We start from the raw sequence: 16,358 nt of genomic DNA on the forward strand, positions 1-16,358 counted from the left end.
ACTCACTTCAGGGCTTCAAGGTAGCGACGCTCAACTTCCGTCCAATCGACGACGTTGTAGAAGGCACCGATGTATTCCGGACGACGGTTCTGGTACTTCAGGTAGTAAGCGTGCTCCCACACGTCCAACCCCAGGATCGGTGTGTTGCCGTGCATCAGCGGGCTGTCCTGGTTGCCGCTGCTCTCCACCACCAGCGTCTTGGCCGGGGTCACGCTGAGCCAGGCCCAACCGCTGCCGAAACGGGTCAGCGCGGCCTTGGTGAACGCCTCCTTGAACGCCTCGAAGCCGCCGAGCTGCGTATCGATGGCTTGGGCGATCTGCCCCTGGGGTTGACCACCGCCCTTGGGCGACATGACGGTCCAGAACAACGCATGGTTGGCATGGCCACCGCCTTGGTTGATCACCGCTCCTTGCAGCTTTTCGGGCAACTGCTTGACCGCGCCGACCAGCTTGTCGATCGGCCATTCGGCCCACTCGGTTCCCTCGATGGCGGCGTTGAGGTTGTTCACATAGGTCTGGTGGTGCTTGCTGTGGTGAATCTCCATGGTCTGGGTATCGATGTGCGGCTCCAGCGCATCGTAGGCGTAAGGCAGTGCAGGCAAGGTGTGGGGCATGTCAGTGAATTCCGTATGCAGGTGAACGGTGGGTGGCATCCGGCCGGGCAGCCAGTTCGCTTGCTTCAGGCACGTGGCGATTGAGCAAGCGCTCGGTGCGTGGGTACTGGCCGTATTCGGCGATAAAGCTCAACAGCTCGGTGTAGGTACGCCCGCTGTGGCGCAACGCGGCATCACGCAGGGCCAGGGGCAGGCGCGGCTCCTGACTGGCATGGAGCAGCCGCTGATGGGCCGCACACAGGTAATCGGCGCTTTCGTGGGGCTGATTCAGGCGCAGGTGCAGGTCAGCCAGGTTGTGGTGGGCGATGACAAAGGCCGCTACCGCCTCGTCAACGTCATGCCAGCGCTCGAACAGCACCTGCGCCAGGGCCAGGGCTTGCAGGTAGTGCTCCCGGGCGTCTACCAGTTCGCCTTGGTCGAACAGGCGATTAGCGGTTTCCGTAGTGCGTTTCCAATGCTGCATGACGTGTCTCCTGGGCGAGGACCGTGGATCAGATACCGCCAGCTGTGAGTTTTTCCGGATCCAGCAGGGCCTCGAGCTGATCACGCGACAAGTCGGTATGCTCCAGCGCCACTTCCACGATCGGGCGACCTTGCTTGTAGGCGGTCTTGGCAATCTCGGCGGCCTTGAGGTAGCCGATGATCGGGTTCAGTGCCGTGACCAGGATCGGATTGCGCGACAGCGCCTCCTTGAGCTTCGGCTCATTGACCTTGAAGCTGGCGATCGCCTTGTCTGCCAGCAGTCGACTGGCGTTGGCCATCAGCTCGATGCTCTCCAGCAGGTTGCGGGCGATCACCGGCAGCATGACATTGAGTTCGAAATTACCCGACTGGCCGGCGACGGCGATGGTCGCGTCGTTGCCGATAACCTGGGCGGCAACCATCGCAGTGGCCTCGGGGATCACCGGGTTGACCTTGCCCGGCATGATCGAAGAGCCCGGTTGCAACCCCTCGAGCTCGATTTCGCCAAGTCCGGCCAGGGGGCCGGAGTTCATCCAGCGCAGGTCGTTGGCGATCTTCATCAGCGCGACAGCGGTGGTCTTGAGCTGGCCGGACAACGCCACGGCCGTGTCCTGGGAGCCGATCAGGGCGAACAGGTTTTCCCCAGGGGTGAACGGGATACGGGTCAGGTCGCTCAGTTCACGGGCAAAGCCCACGGCGAATTGCGGGTGGGCATTGATCCCGGTGCCGACCGCTGTGCCGCCTTGGGCCAGCGCCTGCAGGGCGGGCAAGGTGGCTTCCAGATGCGCTTGGGCGCCCTTGATCTGTGCCGCCCAGCCCCCCAGGACCTGACTCATGCGCACCGGCATGGCATCCATCAGGTGGGTGCGGCCGGTCTTGACGTAACGGTGAACCTCGACAGCCTTGGCCTCGATCACCTGAACCAGATGCCCCAGCGCCGGCAGCAGTTGCTCGTGCAGGGCCAGCGCTGCGCTGACATGAATGGTGGTCGGAATGATGTCGTTGCTGCTCTGACCGCAATTGACATGGTCGTTGGCGTTGATCTCGTCACCCAGCACACGACTGGCCAGGGTTGCGATGACCTCGTTGGCGTTCATGTTGGAGCTGGTGCCGGAGCCGGTCTGGAACACGTCCACCGGGAAATGCTGGATGAAGCCCTCGGCCAGCAGTTGCTCGACCGCCTTGACGATGGCACCGCCCTGCTCCGCGCTCAGTTGCTCCAGCGCGATGTTGGCCTTGGCTGCTGCGGCCTTGGCCAACAGCAGTGCCCGAATGAACTGCAGCGGCATGCGCTGGCCGCTGACCGGGAAGTTGTCGACCGCGCGCTGGGTCTGGGCACCATATAGCGCCTGGGCAGGCACCTGCAGTTCGCCCATGCTGTCACGCTCGATACGGGTATTACTCATCATCGGATCCTTGCATCAGTTCATCGGGGGAAATCGAAGGCAGCAACACGCAACTGGCCAGTTGCATCGCATAGGGCTGCCAGCGCTCGTTCTGCTCGCAACGGTCGAGGTTGCGCAGGTCAAGCAGCGGGCGCCAGGCCTGATCAAGGCACTGGCAGCGCCAATGCCAGGGCAACATGCGGTCGCAGGCGGTATCCAGCAGCAGACGGAAGGAGGTCAACGCCACGGTCCAGGGCGAGGTCTCGGTGCAACAGACCAGATAGCGCCCCTCGGCCAGATAGTGTTCGATCAGCCGCGGCTCGTCCGGCTCGAGGGCACAGCGGATGCGCCGACTCAACCAGCGCCAGTTTTCCAGGTAGGGCAATTCGTGGAGGACGGTTTTCATGAACATCATCGCCGGGGTTACTGGATAATGATATTCATTATTAATTGATAATTAGAATCACTTCAAGGGCGGAGCCACAAACAAAAAACCCGGCGCGATGGCCGGGTTTGTCGTCAAGCGTGGGTCAGCGGTGCGCCGTCAGCTACCGGCGACGGTCATCCGTTCGATCAGCACCGAACCGCTGTGAATATTGCTGCGCGTTTCAATATCGCTGCCAATCGCCACAATCTGCTGGAACATGTCTTTCATATTGCCGGCGATGGTCACTTCCTGGACCGGGAACTGGATTTCACCGTTCTCCACCCAGAAACCCGCAGCGCCACGGGAGTAGTCGCCCGTTACCATGTTAAGGCCATGCCCCATCAGTTCGGTCACCAGCAAGCCGCGCCCCATGCGACGGATCAGTGCAGCCTGGTCCTCGACGCCATGGGTGACGAACAGGTTATGCACCCCGCCTGCGTTGGCGGTGCTGGGCAGTTTGAGCTTGCGACCGGCATAGGTACCCAGGATGTAGGACACCAGTTCGCCCTTGTCGATGAACGGTTTGGCATAAGTGGCCAGGCCATCGCCGTCGAACGCGGCACTGCCCAGCGCACGTGGAATGTGCGGACGCTCGTCAAGGGTCAGCCAGGTCGGGAACAGACGCTGGCCCAGGGTGCCTTCAAGGAACGACGACTTGCGGTAAAGGTTGCCGCCAGAGATCGCCGACAGGAAGCTGCCGAACAAGCCGCCGGCCAGTTCCGCAGCGAACAGCACCGGCACCTCGCAGGTCGGCACTGGACGTGCGCCCAGACGGCTGGCGGCACGCTGGGCAGCGCGCTGGCCAATACTGCGCGGGTCGGCCAGCAATTGGCCCTGGCGATTGACGTCGTACCAGTAGTCGCGCTGCATCTGCCCTTCGCCTTCGGCGATCATCACACAGCTCAGGCTGTGGCGCGTCGAGGCGTAGCCACCGATGAAGCCGTGACTGTTGCCATACACCCGCACGCCCTGGTGCGTGTTGAGGGTGGTGCCGTCGGCATTGAGAATACGCTTGTCGGCATCGAAGGCGGCCGCCTCGCACTCCAGGGCCATCTCGATGGCACGCTCGGGCTCGATGTCCCAATCGTGGTAGAGGTCGAGGTCGGGCATTTCACGCGCCATCAGTGCCGCGTCGGCCAAGCCCGAGCACTCATCCTCTGAGGTGTGGCTGGCAATTGCCAATGCAGCAGCCACTGTTTCGCGAATGGCCTCCGGACCGCTCGCCGAAGTACTGGCCGAGCCCTTGCGCTGGCCCACGTAGAGGGTGATGCCAAAGCCCTGGTCGCGGTTGAACTCGACTGTTTCGACCTCGCGCTGGCGCACGCTTGTGGACAGGCCCTGCTCCAGCGAAACCGCCACCTCGCAGGCGCTGGCGCCCTGGCGGCGCGCTTCGGCAACGATCGCCTCGACCTGCTCCTGCAACGCTGGCAGGTCCTTAGGACCTACGCTCTGGACTGCACTCATGGTTTTCTCCACTCAAATTCTGCGTTCGGCGAGGGCCATTCTTCGACCGGGCCGGACAAAGCGGCCCCCGACTGGTTATCATGGCGGCGATTTCCTGCGGACTGCCACCATGGTTGATTCATACGACGACGCCTTCGACGGCGAAAAAAGCAAGACCCAGATCAAGCGCGAGCTGCATGCACTGGTCGAACTCGGCGAGCGCCTCACCACGCTCAAGCCCGATATCCTCGCGCGCCTGCCACTCACCGACGAGTTGCGCAAAGCACTGGAGGAAGCGTCCAAACACACCGCCCACGGTGCCCGCAAACGCCACATGTCGTTCGTCGGCAAGCTGATGCGCGTACAGGACCTGGATGCCATCCATGCGCTGCTCGAGCAGATAGACAGCTCCACGCGCCAGTACAACGAACGTTTCCACGGCCTCGAGCGCTGGCGCGACCGGTTGATCGACGGCAACGACGAAGACCTCGAGCGCTTCGTCCAGGAGTTCCCCGATACCGATCGCCAGCAACTGCGCTCGCTGATCCGCCATGCCCAGCACGAAAAGGCGCGGAACAAGCCGCCTGCCGCTGCGCGCAAGGTGTTCAAGTACATCCGTGACCTCGACGAGCTGCAACGCGGCCTGCGCTGAGCACCGCCACCGACCGCTTGTAGGCGCGGCATCGCGTCGCGAAAGGGCTGCACGGCAGCCCCGTCTGTGTCGCCGAGATCTCGAGGCCGCCTGGCGGCCTTTGCGCGACACAAGGCCACTCCTGCAGGCAGGGCTTGTCATCAAGCCCCGGTACCGCCCACGGTGATCGCGTCCAGCTTCAGGGTCGGCTGACCAACGCCAACCGGCACCGACTGCCCATCCTTGCCACAGGTACCGACTCCGCTGTCCAGGGCCAGGTCGTTACCGACCATCGACACTCGGCTCATCGCCTCCGGCCCATTGCCGATCAGGGTCGCACCCTTGACCGGCGCGGTGATCTTGCCGTCTTCGATCAGGTACGCCTCGCTGGTGGAGAACACGAACTTGCCACTGGTAATGTCCACCTGGCCGCCGCCGAGATTGGCGCAGTAGATGCCCTTCTTCACCGAGGCGATGATCTCCTGCGGGTCACTCTCGCCGGCACGCATGTAGGTGTTGGTCATGCGCGGCATCGGCAGGTGCGCGTAGGATTCGCGTCGACCATTGCCGGTCACCGCCATACCCATCAGGCGGGCATTGAGCTTGTCCTGCATGTAGCCCTTGAGAATGCCGTTCTCGATCAGCGTGGTGCATTCGGTCGGCGTGCCTTCGTCATCGACGCTCAGCGAACCGCGACGGCCTTCCAGCGTGCCGTCATCGACGATGGTGCACAGCTTCGACGCCACCGCCTCACCGATCCGCCCGCTGTAGGCCGAGCTGCCTTTGCGGTTGAAATCACCTTCCAGACCGTGGCCGACCGCTTCATGCAGCAGTACGCCCGACCAACCGGGACCGAGCACTACCGGCAGCGTGCCGGCCGGTGCAGGTTGCGCCTCGAGGTTGACCAGCGCTTGGCGCAGCGCCTCGCGGGCATAGCCCATCACCCGCTCTTCGGTGAAGTAGCGGTAGTCGGTACGCCCGCCCCCGCCCTGGCCGCCCCGCTCGCGGCGACCGTTGTGTTCGACGATGACGCTGACGTTGAAACGCACCAGCGGCCGCACATCCGCGGCCAGGCTGCCATCGGCCGCCGCCACCAGGATCCGCTCCCACACGCCCGCCATGCTCACGCTGACCTGCTGGATACGCGGGTCGAGGGCACGAGTGGCAGCATCGACGCGCTTGAGCAGTTCGACTTTCTCGGCGCGGCTCAGGACATCGAGCGGGTTGCCCGGTGCGTACAGGGCGGTCACGTCCTGGCTGCGGAAGGCCTGCACCTTGCCGTTCTGGCCGGCGCGGGAGATCGAGCGGGCGGCGCGCGCCGCTGACGTCAGGGCTTCAAGGTTGATTGCGTTGCTGTAGGCGAAGCCGGTTTTCTCGCCAGACAATGCACGCACGCCGACACCCTGGTCGAGGTTGAAACTGCCTTCCTTGACGATACCGTCTTCCAGTGCCCAGGTTTCCGAGATCTGCCCCTGGAAATACAGGTCGGCAGCGTCGATGCCGGGCCCTGCCAACTCACCCAGCACAGCCTGCAGGCTGTCCAGGGTCAGTCCGCCCGGGGCCAGGAGCTGCTCGCTGACGGTGGATAACATCTGGCTCATAGTCACTCCGAGGTGTGCGCAGGCCGCAAGGCGTCCTGCGAGAAAAAGCGCCGGTGCGAAACTACCGGCATGCGCGCCCGTATGGACGCTTGTTCTTCAGCGTCGCGCTCGGCGAGCAATATCGCTTCGCCATGCGCATGTTCGGCGACGATCCGCCCCCAAGGGTCGACGATCGCCGCATGGCCATGGGTTTCCCGCGGGCCTGGATGAATACCGCCCTGCGCGGCGGCCAGCATGTAGCACTGGGTTTCGATGGCGCGGGCACGGATCAACACTTCCCAATGTGCCGCGCCGGTCACCGCAGTGAACGCCGACGGGGCGCTGATCAGCTCGGCCCCGGCAGCGCGCAGGGCGCTGTAGAGCTCGGGAAAGCGCAAGTCGTAGCACACCGACAAGCCCAGGCGTCCAACCGGCGTATCGGCCACCACCACCTGCGCGCCATGGGCGTAATCGTCCGATTCACGGTAGCGCCCGCGGTTGTCGGCCACGTCCACATCGAACAGGTGCAGCTTGTCGTAACGCGCGGCGATCTCGCCGTGTTCGTCGACCAGCAGCGAGCAGGCATGGGCCTTGGCCTCGGGCTCATCGACCGGCGGCAACGGCAAGGTGCCGGCAACAATCCATAACCTGAGGTCGCGTGCGGCGCGTTTCAACCACGGCAGGATCGGGCCTTCGCCAAGCGCCTCGGCGCGACCGATCGCCGCCGCATCGCGCCGCCCCATGGCCGCGAAATTCTCCGGCAGCACCGCCAGCCGTGCACCGCTGTCAGCGGCCTGCTCCAGCAGCACGTGAGCCCGCTGCAGGTTGGCCAGTACGCCGTCCTGGCTGACCATCTGGATCACTGCTGACTTCATGACCACTCCTAGCGCGATTTATCGAAAGGTTTCACAAAGGTGATTTTAGGCTCTTTGACCGGACCTTCGACCCGATAGTGCACGCTGGCGAAGCGCGCGACCCGATCGCCGATCAGCCGATCGACAAGGAACAACGCGCCGCCGACCGCAGGTGCCCCGACGAGCAGCGCCGCCAACGGCAGGTTGTTGGTGACCGGCAGGGTCACCTGCAGGTTGGCATCGATACGGTCGCGCACAAAGTCGAGGGTGCCATCGAGCTCGAAATTGCTGGAGGGGCCGGTGACAGCGATCGGTTCACGGGTGACATAAACGCCCTCGCTGGCCACCAGCAGGCCCTTGACCCGATCATAGGCCAGCCCCTCGCCGAACAGGTCGGAGAAGTCCAGGCGCAGACGACGACCAATGGAGTTGAAGTTGAGCAGGCCGAACACCCGCAACGCCTGGGCGCTCCCCTCGACCTCGACGAACTGGCCGGTGCGCAGCGAGGCATCGAGGCTGCCGGAGAATCGCTTGAGGTTGACCCAGGCCGGCGAACCCGGCCAACGACCATCGACATCCATGCGGAAATCGCGGCTGGTGACCGTGGGCGCGAAGCCCCAGGCCTTGAGCACGTCACCCAGGTCCTTGCCGTCCAGGCGCCCCTTGTACCAACTGTTGGTGCTGCCGGGAACACCTTCCCAGCCGCCGCTGCCGTCGATGTGAAGGCCCTTGAGATTGAGGTCGATGTCGTCCAGCGACACACCACGGGCATTCGGCCGCAGCTTGACCGAGGCGCTGCCGAACAGGTCGTCACCGCGATACAACTTGTCGATGCTCAGGTCCAGGACCGGCGCCTTGCGCGGGTCGAAGGTGGCCAGCGGATCAGGCGCATCTTCGGCCTGGGCTTCCTGCGGATCGGCCGGCGGCAGGCGCAAGGTCTGCAGTTTCACCACCATGGGCGCGGCCTTGGCATCCGGGATCCGCGCATTGCCGATCACTTCCTTGCTGTCCAGGCGCAGGTCCCAGGCGCTGGCAACACGAGCCAGGCGCACCACTGCCTGGTTGAGGTCGGTGCCGAATGCCTTCAACTGGCCAATGCTCACATCCACGCTCTGCAGGCCCTGTCGTGCGCTGCCACCTGGGTCTTGACCTGCATATTTGTCCAACTGCTGCTGCCAGGGCTCAAGGTCCAGCGATTCGAGGCGCCCACGCACCCGCAGGCCCTGGCCGCCCGGCACGCTCGCATCGCCACCGCCGAGCACCAACTCGCCGCGTCCCTGGGCCAGCTTGTCGAGCGAAGCTGCGTAGGCCAACCGCGCCACATCGGCGTAGCTTGCGTCAAAGCGCCGCTCGGCACCTTGCAGGTTCATGCTGAAGCTACTGTCGCGTGACTCGCCCGCCGTCTTGCCGAAGGGCGCTGGCAGGTCGATGGTCAGGCCCTTGAGCGACGAGTTGACGCTCAGGCGATTGTCGCGGCTCCCCAGGCTGACCTGAAGTTGGTAGGGAATATCGCCCGAGGCCGGGAGTGCCTGCTTGAACTGCAGCCAGTCGGTCAACGACTTGAGCGGCACCTGGCCGGTGGCGTTGATCCGGGTCTGAATCTGGCCACCCTGCCCTTCGGCGAGAATCTGCGCAGTCACCGGCCTGTCGAAGGCCTGGAGGCTGATGCCCTTGCCGCTCAAGCCCTTGTCGAGGTCGAAGGTGAAGTCACCCTTCAAGCGGCTCAGATCGAGTGCCGGCGGCTCCACCTTGAGCCGGGCATCCGAAGTCGAGAAATCCACCAGCACCTTGGGACGCAGACCGTGCTCCAGCGGGATGTCCAGCTTGACCTTGCCCTGCAGCGGGCCCTCGCCTTCCCAGCCGGCGAAGATCTCGCCAGTACCGATCGGCGCCTCTTTCAGAATCTTCAGGCCGTCGCCCAGGCTGCCGTCGAACTCGCCGTCCAGGTACAGGCGGCTATGCTGGTCGCCCTCGACATGGGGAATGTTGACGCTGACATCACTGACCCGGGTGTCGAGCAGCAGACCCTTGCTGGCCTGGATGCGCACACCGGTATCCTCGATGTACACATTGCCGTCCACCTGCTGCACCTGCGGCCAGCCCGGCTGGAAATCGAGCGCTGCGTCATGCACCTTGAAGAACAGGCTGATACTGCGCGAATGCGCCGGGGCGTTGTGGTTCAGCGATCCCTGGTACTGGAAATAGCCCTCGTCGACCGCACCCTTGACGATGGCACTGCGAAGCCACTCATCCAGCGCCGGGCTGAGCACTTCCGGCAGGTACTTGGCCGTGTAGCGGCCATCGCCCTCGGTGAGGCCGACACGCAGGTCCATATAATCGGCCTGCTCTTCGTGGAACCTGAAACGAATGAGAAAATCGGCGGCGATCTTGCCCTCATCGCCCAGCACCTTGATGTAGGGCGCGATGAGGGTGAAGCCGTCCTTGTCGAGCGCCCAGGTCAGGCGGGCATTGGCTTTCTGGTAGTGCCAGGGTTTGCCGAAGATGGGGTACAGATGCAGCATGAAGGCATCGGTATCCAGGCGTAGTTCGCCGTGCCCGAGATCGCCGCTGATGCTGCCGCTGACATTGCCCGCTGCGGGCGCTCCGTGATACGCATCGAAGCCGATCTTATCGAGATTGGCGGCGAACTGCAGGCGCTGGTCACCTTCGGCATGGGGACGGATGTCGAGCTGGACGTTACGCAGCGTGCCGGTCACGTTAAGGGCGTCGACGACGGTCATCAGGTTGTCCGGCAGCGGTGCCAGGCCATCGATCAGCGGGGTCAGCGGCGTCAGGTCGAGACGATCGGCCTGGACATGCCACACATCCTCGGCAGCCTCCTGCCCAGGACGCTGGCGCGCTTGCAAATGTGTTTCCCAGCGGGTTTCACCGATACTCGCAGCCAACGAATCGACCACGATCTCGTAGCCCTCCTTGCCGCGGCGCACCCAACTGGACAGCGCCAGGTTGTCGAGAGTCACGGTCTTGCGCCCGGCATAGGCGCCCCGCAGCTGCGGCGCGTTCAGGCGGGCGACGGCGCGCTGCAACTGACCTTTGTTCCAGTCGATCCAGAATTCGCCCCCCGCACGCAGGGTCTTGGCTCGCCACTGCCCGAGCAGGCTTGGCGGCACCCAGCGCGCCCAATCGCTCTGCGGCAGGCTGACATAGGCCTCCAGGCGTCCATCGCGCCAGGCGTCGGGGGTGGCGCGGCTGCGCAGGTTCAACGCCAGGGGCTGGCCGTCGGGCAGGGTCGCGCGCATCTCCAGGCGCTGGCGCGACGGACCGGCTTGCAGACCAAGGCTGACATAGGTGAGCGTGACCGAATCACGGCGCCACGGCTGGAAGGTAACCTGGCTGTCGAACACATCGACCCTGCCCAGTTGCTGGAGGCGTTGCAGCAATTGGGCGGGGTCGATGGGCGCATCGTCTTTCTTCGGCAGGCCTTCAAGGGTCCAGGCACCTTGCTGGTCTTCATGCAGGATCAGTTGCAGGCCGCCGAGCTGGACATGCGCCAACCGCACTTCGCGAGCCTTCAAGCTGGCCCACAGGTCGGGCACCAGCTTGACGTCATCCAGGCGCAAGGCTGCAGAGCCTTCGCCCAATTGCAGGTCGCGCAGCCTGAGCAACGGGGCCAGACCACTCCATCGCCCTTCGAGCGCCCCCACATGCACAGGCAAGCCCAAGGCTTGCTGGGCCTTGTCTTCGAGGTCGGCCCGGTATTCGGCCACCAACGGCACCAGTTGCCGACCGAGGCTGACATACAGTGCCACCAGCACCGCGAGCAAGGCGCACAGCCCCAGCCCCCAACGGGTCAACGCGCCTAGAACGCGGGTCAGACGTTCCATGGCCATTGCCCTCCGAGTCGTCCATTAACTATGGCCGCAAGCGGTGTTTTCGCCACTGGGCGAACGGTTTCAGAACGCGTCAGAGCAGCACCACATCATATTGTTCCTGGGAATACATGGACTCGACCTGGAAGCGAATGGTTCGCCCGATGAAGGCCTCCAGTTCGGCGACGTTGCCTGACTCTTCGTCCAGCAGCCGATCGACTACCTTCTGGTTGGCCAGCACGCGGTAGCCTTCTGCCTGGTAAGCCCGCGCCTCACGAAGAATTTCGCGGAAGATTTCGTAACAAATAGTCTCTGGCGTCTTCAGCTTGCCGCGCCCCTGGCAGGCCAGGCAGGGCTCGCACAGCACCTGCTCTAGGCTTTCACGGGTACGCTTGCGGGTCATCTGTACCAGGCCCAACTCGGTAATGCCGATGATATTGGTCTTGGCATGGTCGCGCTCGAGCTGCTTTTCCAGCGTGCGCAGGACCTGGCGGCGGTGCTCTTCGTCCTCCATGTCGATGAAGTCGATGATGATGATGCCGCCGATGTTGCGCAGGCGCAGCTGTCGCGCAATGGCGGTGGCCGCTTCGAGATTGGTCTTGAAAATGGTCTCTTCGAGGTTGCGATGGCCGACGAAGGCGCCGGTATTGACGTCGATGGTCGTCATCGCCTCGGCAGGATCGACCACCAGGTAGCCCCCGGACTTGAGCGGCACCTTGCGCTCCAGGGCGCGCTGGATCTCGTCCTCGACCCCATAGAGGTCGAAGATCGGCCGCTCGCCGGGATAATGCTCGAGGCGGTCGGCGATTTCGGGCATCAGCTCACCGACGAATTGCGTGGTCTTCTGGAAGGTTTCCCGCGAGTCGATGCGGATCTTCTCGATCTTCGGATTGACCAGGTCGCGCAAGGTGCGCAACGCCAGGCCGAGGTCTTCGTAGATCACTGTCGGCGCACCGCAGGCCTGGATCTGGCTGCCGATCTGCTCCCACAGGCGACGCAGGTAGCGGATGTCCTGGAGGATGTCTTCAGCACGCGCGCCCTCGGCGGCGGTGCGCAGGATGAAGCCACCGGCGTCCTTGATGTTCTCTTGCGCCATCGAGTCGCTGACCACCTGTTTAAGACGGTCACGCTCGGCTTCGTCCTCGATTTTCAGCGAAATGCCGACATGGCTGCTGCGCGGCATGTACACCAGGTAGCGCGACGGGATCGACAACTGGGTGGTCAGGCGCGCGCCCTTGGTGCCGATGGGATCCTTCGTCACCTGCACCACCAGGGCCTGGCCTTCGTGGACCAGTGCGGTGATGGTCTCGACCGCCGAGCCTTCACGCTGGGAGATCTCCGAGGCGTGGATGAACGCCGCACGCTCCAGACCGATATCGATGAAGGCGGCCTGCATGCCGGGCAGCACACGCACCACCTTGCCCTTGTAGATATTGCCGACGATGCCACGGCGCTGGGTGCGCTCGACATGCACCTCCTGCAGCACGCCGTTCTCCACCACTGCCACGCGTGACTCCATCGGCGTGATGTTGATCAGGATCTCTTCACTCATGGCAGGCTCTCGTCAAAGGTCTTCGGTAATGATGGATCGCTGTCGGGCGGCTGGCTAGCGCTGGACGGTATCCTCATGCTGCCAGCAGGGAATGCCGAACTGCTCCAGCAACTCGGCGGTTTCGCTCAGGGGCAGGCCGACCACGGCCGAATAACTGCCTTCGATGGCGCTGACGAACACCGCACCCAGGCCCTGGATCGCATAGCCACCGGCCTTGTCCAACGGTTCACCACTGTCCCAGTAGCGACATGCTTCATCGAAAGAGATGGTACGGAAACGAACCTTGGTCGCCACGCACAGGCTCAGGGAGCGCGTGCCGTCGGTCACGGCCACGGCAGTGAGCACCTGGTGCTCGCGCTTGGACAGGTCGCCCAGCATCGCCAGGGCGTGCTCGCGGTTTTCCGGCTTGCCGAGGATCTGGCCGTCGAGCACCACGGCGGTATCGGCGCCGAGCACCACGCCCGGGGCATCGAGCAGGTTGAAACCGGCCACCGCCTTGGCTTGCGCCAGGCGCTCGACGTAGGCCTGGGCGGCTTCGCCGACCTGCGGGGTTTCGTCGATGGGGGCGCTGACCACGGTGAATGGCACGCCAATCTGCGCCAGCAGCTCACGTCGACGTGGGGAGCCGGAGGCCAGGTGCAGTCGAGTCATGGGGACATCTCCGTGTCAGTGGCGACGCGTCAGTGGATATGCAGGCGTCGGCGCATGCCGCGCAGGGCGAAGCTGATCCAGGGCCAGAGCAAGGCGCTGATCACCGCCGACCACACCAGTGCAAGCGTCGGCAGGCGATTGCCGGTCAGGGCGCTGAGCCACAGCTGGATCAACTGGGCGATGCCGAACACCACCAGGATCACCAGGCTCTGCTGCCACATGGGGAACATGCGCAGGCGTTGTTGCAGGGACAGCACCAGGAAGGTGATCAAGGTGAGGATCAACGCGTTCTGCCCCAGCAGGGTGCCGTAGAGCACGTCCTCGGCCAGGCCGAGCACGAAGGCGGTGGTCATGCCGACCTTGCTGGGTACGGCCAGGGTCCAGAACGCCAGCAAGAGGGCCAGCCACATGGGGCGGAACACTTCCATGAACTGCGGCATCGGCGTGACGCTGAGCAGCAGGCCGATGACGAAGGTCAGCCAGATGGCCCAGCCGTTTCTGCTACGGGTACTGGCCATCATTCTCTCCGGGGCTGTGCAGGCGACGCGGGTGCGGCTGGCGGGTGTGAGGTGGACGAGCCGTGGGCTGGCGCGGTGGCGGCAGGTGCTGGCGCATGGGCCGGTGCGCCGCTCGCAGGCGCAGTTGCCGGTGCTGGCACGGCTGCCGGCTTGGCACTCGCACCGTCCTGACGGTCGGCCTCTTCCTGGGCGATCGCTGCATCAGTGGCACGCTGCTCAGGCGTACGTCGATCGCTGAACACCAGCAACATGTACCGGCTGCGATTGAGGGCGGCGGTAGGAATGGCGCGAACGATGGCGAACGGCTGACCGGAGTCGTGGATCACCTCGTTGACCGTGGCCACCGGATAACCGGCCGGGAAACGCTGCCCCATGCCGGAGCTCACCAGCAGATCGCCTTCCTTGATGTCGGCGGTATCGGCCACGTGACGCAGTTCCAGGCGCTCCGGGTTGCCGGTGCCGCTGGCAATGGCGCGCAGGCCGTTGCGGTTGACCTGCACGGGAATGCTGTGGGTAGTGTCGGTCAGCAGCAGCACACGCGAGGTGTAGGGCATCAGCTCGACCACCTGGCCCATCAGGCCGCGGGCATCGAGCACCGGCTGGCCGAGGAACACACCGTCGCGCTCGCCCTTGTTGATCAGGATGCGATGAGTGAAGGGATTGGGATCGACCCCGATCAACTCGGCGACTTCGACCTTTTCGTTGACCAGTGCCGAAGAATTGAGCAATTCGCGCAGGCGCACGTTCTGCTCGGTGAGCGCGGCCAGCTTCTGCAGACGCCCCTGCAACAGCAGGGCTTCGGTCTTGAGCTTCTCGTTTTCAGCGATCAGCTCGGTGCGGCTGCCGAACTGCCCGGCCACGCCCTGCCACAGACGCTGCGGCAAGTCGGTGACCCAATAGGATTCCATCAGCACCAGCCCCATCTGGCTGCGTACCGGCTTGAGCACGTCAAAGCGCGAGTCGACCACCATCAGCGCGACCGACATCACCACCAGCACGAGCAGACGAACGCCCAGCGAAGGGCCCTTGGAGAAAAGCGGTTTAATGGGCCGTTCCTCGTGGACGACGATTCAAGCGGTCATTGCACGAGGTCAATGCAACCACCAGCCTGCGGATTGACGGAAACGACGCCCGACGGACGTCAACAGCGCATACAGGTAGCACTGTGCGTGCCACCTGTAAACCAGGCGATCTTCAGCGACGGCTGGACAGCGCCAGGACTCACTCGCTGGAGAGCAGGTCCATGGCGTGCTTGTCCATCATCTCCAGCGCACGACCACCGCCACGGGCGACGCAGGTCAGCGGGTCTTCGGCAACGATCACCGGCAGGCCGGTTTCCTGGGCCAGCAGCTTGTCGAGGTCACGCAGCAGCGCGCCACCGCCGGTCAGCACCAGGCCACGCTCGGCGATGTCGGACGCCAGCTCCGGCGGCGACTGCTCCAGGGCACTCTTGACCGCCTGGACGATGGTCGCCAGCGATTCCTGCAGCGCCTCGAGCACTTCGTTGGAATTCAGGGTGAAGGCACGCGGTACGCCCTCGGCCAGGTTGCGGCCGCGCACGTCGACTTCGCGGACTTCGCCACCCGGGTAGGCGGTACCGATTTCCTGCTTGATGCGCTCGGCGGTGGATTCACCGATCAGGCTGCCGTAGTTGCGGCGCACGTAGGTGACGATGGCTTCGTCGAAACGGTCGCCGCCCACACGTACGGATTCGGCGTAGACCACGCCGTTGAGCGAGATCAGGGCGATTTCGGTGGTACCGCCACCGATGTCGACGACCATCGAACCGCGGGCTTCCTCGACCGGCAGGCCGGCACCGATGGCGGCAGCCATGGGCTCTTCGATCAGGAACACTTCACGGGCACCGGCGCCCAGCGCCGATTCACGGATGGCACGACGCTCGACCTGAGTCGACTTGCACGGTACGCAGATCAGCACGCGTGGGCTGGGCTGCAGGAAGCTGTTTTCGTGCACTTTGTTGATGAAGTACTGCAGCATCTTCTCGCAGACGCTGAAGTCGGCGATCACGCCATCCTTCATCGGACGAATGGCAGCGATGTTGCCGGGAGTGCGGCCGAGCATGCGCTTGGCTTCGGTACCGACGGCCACGACGCTTTTCTGGTTGCCGTGGGTACGGATGGCAACAACCGAGGGCTCATTCAGGACGATACCGCGCTCACGCACGTAAATAAGGGTGTTGGCAGTACCCAGGTCGATGGACAGATCGCTGGAAAACATGCCACGCAGTTTCTTGAACATGGGAAAGTGACCCTGGGGAAAGCGTGGGTAAAAAAGTGCGGCAAACTCTAACAATGGCAGGGATTTTGGGCAAGGAGCCAATATGTTAAATTGGCAGTTTTTCCGAGCACGCCAGCCGATGATCGCGGCCGTATGACCGCCAGAATCCCGGC

At 64.0% G+C, this 16,358-nt stretch carries 14 protein-coding genes; 1 reads left to right on the forward strand and 13 read right to left on the reverse strand.

What is annotated here, in order from left to right; translation table 11 throughout:
- Positions 1-2 precede the first annotated feature (2 nt).
- The 5 genes from APH44_RS20910 to pmbA form a co-directional block, all read right to left on the reverse strand.
- Positions 3-614 (reverse strand): superoxide dismutase, encoded by a 612-nt coding sequence (locus APH44_RS20910; RefSeq protein WP_054894387.1) that lies wholly within the window; start codon positions 612-614, stop codon positions 3-5.
- Position 615: 1 nt separating this feature from the next.
- On the reverse strand, positions 616-1,077 hold the full coding sequence (locus APH44_RS20915) for a hypothetical protein (RefSeq protein ID WP_054894388.1): 462 nt from the start codon (positions 1,075-1,077) through the stop codon (positions 616-618).
- A 28-nt stretch (positions 1,078-1,105) separates the two neighbouring features.
- Entirely contained in the window at positions 1,106-2,482 is a 1,377-nt protein-coding gene (locus APH44_RS20920) for a lyase family protein (protein WP_054894389.1), read from the reverse strand.
- A complete protein-coding gene (locus APH44_RS20925; protein ID WP_082421003.1) occupies positions 2,475-2,876 on the reverse strand; it encodes a FagA protein in 402 nt (133 codons plus the stop codon). The genes APH44_RS20920 and APH44_RS20925 overlap by 8 nt, the downstream gene beginning before the upstream one ends.
- 129 nt (positions 2,877-3,005) lie before the next feature.
- Entirely contained in the window at positions 3,006-4,352 is a 1,347-nt protein-coding gene (gene pmbA / locus APH44_RS20930) for a metalloprotease PmbA (RefSeq protein ID WP_054894390.1), read from the reverse strand.
- Positions 4,353-4,461: 109 nt separating this feature from the next.
- Between pmbA and yjgA the strand changes: the two genes are divergently transcribed.
- On the forward strand, positions 4,462-4,983 hold the full coding sequence (yjgA, locus tag APH44_RS20935) for a ribosome biogenesis factor YjgA (RefSeq protein ID WP_054894391.1): 522 nt from the start codon (positions 4,462-4,464) through the stop codon (positions 4,981-4,983).
- Between the two features lie 140 nt (positions 4,984-5,123).
- Here yjgA and tldD read toward each other — a convergent pair whose 3' ends face one another.
- The 8 genes from tldD to mreB form a co-directional block, all read right to left on the reverse strand.
- Entirely contained in the window at positions 5,124-6,563 is a 1,440-nt protein-coding gene (gene tldD, locus APH44_RS20940; RefSeq protein ID WP_054894392.1) for a metalloprotease TldD, read from the reverse strand.
- A gap of 2 nt (positions 6,564-6,565) precedes the next feature.
- Positions 6,566-7,417 carry a carbon-nitrogen hydrolase family protein gene (locus APH44_RS20945; protein ID WP_054894393.1) on the reverse strand — a complete coding sequence of 284 codons (852 nt, stop codon included), beginning with the start codon at positions 7,415-7,417 and terminating at the stop codon, positions 6,566-6,568.
- Between the two features lie 8 nt (positions 7,418-7,425).
- Positions 7,426-11,247 (reverse strand): YhdP family protein, encoded by a 3,822-nt coding sequence (locus APH44_RS20950; protein WP_054894394.1) that lies wholly within the window; start codon positions 11,245-11,247, stop codon positions 7,426-7,428.
- 73 nt (positions 11,248-11,320) lie between these two features.
- Positions 11,321-12,778: a ribonuclease G gene (gene rng, locus APH44_RS20955; RefSeq protein ID WP_054894395.1), complete on the reverse strand. Its 1,458-nt coding sequence runs from the start codon at positions 12,776-12,778 to the stop codon at positions 11,321-11,323.
- Positions 12,779-12,832: 54 nt separating this feature from the next.
- Positions 12,833-13,429 carry a nucleoside triphosphate pyrophosphatase gene (locus APH44_RS20960; protein WP_054894396.1) on the reverse strand — a complete coding sequence of 199 codons (597 nt, stop codon included), beginning with the start codon at positions 13,427-13,429 and terminating at the stop codon, positions 12,833-12,835.
- Positions 13,430-13,458: 29 nt separating this feature from the next.
- Entirely contained in the window at positions 13,459-13,947 is a 489-nt protein-coding gene (gene mreD, locus APH44_RS20965) for a rod shape-determining protein MreD (protein ID WP_054894397.1), read from the reverse strand.
- Positions 13,947-14,993: a rod shape-determining protein MreC gene (gene mreC / locus APH44_RS20970; protein WP_082420955.1), complete on the reverse strand. Its 1,047-nt coding sequence runs from the start codon at positions 14,991-14,993 to the stop codon at positions 13,947-13,949. The genes mreD and mreC overlap by 1 nt, the downstream gene beginning before the upstream one ends.
- 175 nt (positions 14,994-15,168) lie before the next feature.
- A complete protein-coding gene (gene mreB / locus APH44_RS20975; RefSeq protein WP_003255163.1) occupies positions 15,169-16,206 on the reverse strand; it encodes a rod shape-determining protein MreB in 1,038 nt (345 codons plus the stop codon).
- Positions 16,207-16,358 lie beyond the last annotated feature (152 nt).

The organism is Pseudomonas sp. NBRC 111143 (genome assembly GCF_001320965.1).
GTDB lineage: Bacteria > Pseudomonadota > Gammaproteobacteria > Pseudomonadales > Pseudomonadaceae > Aquipseudomonas > Aquipseudomonas machongensis.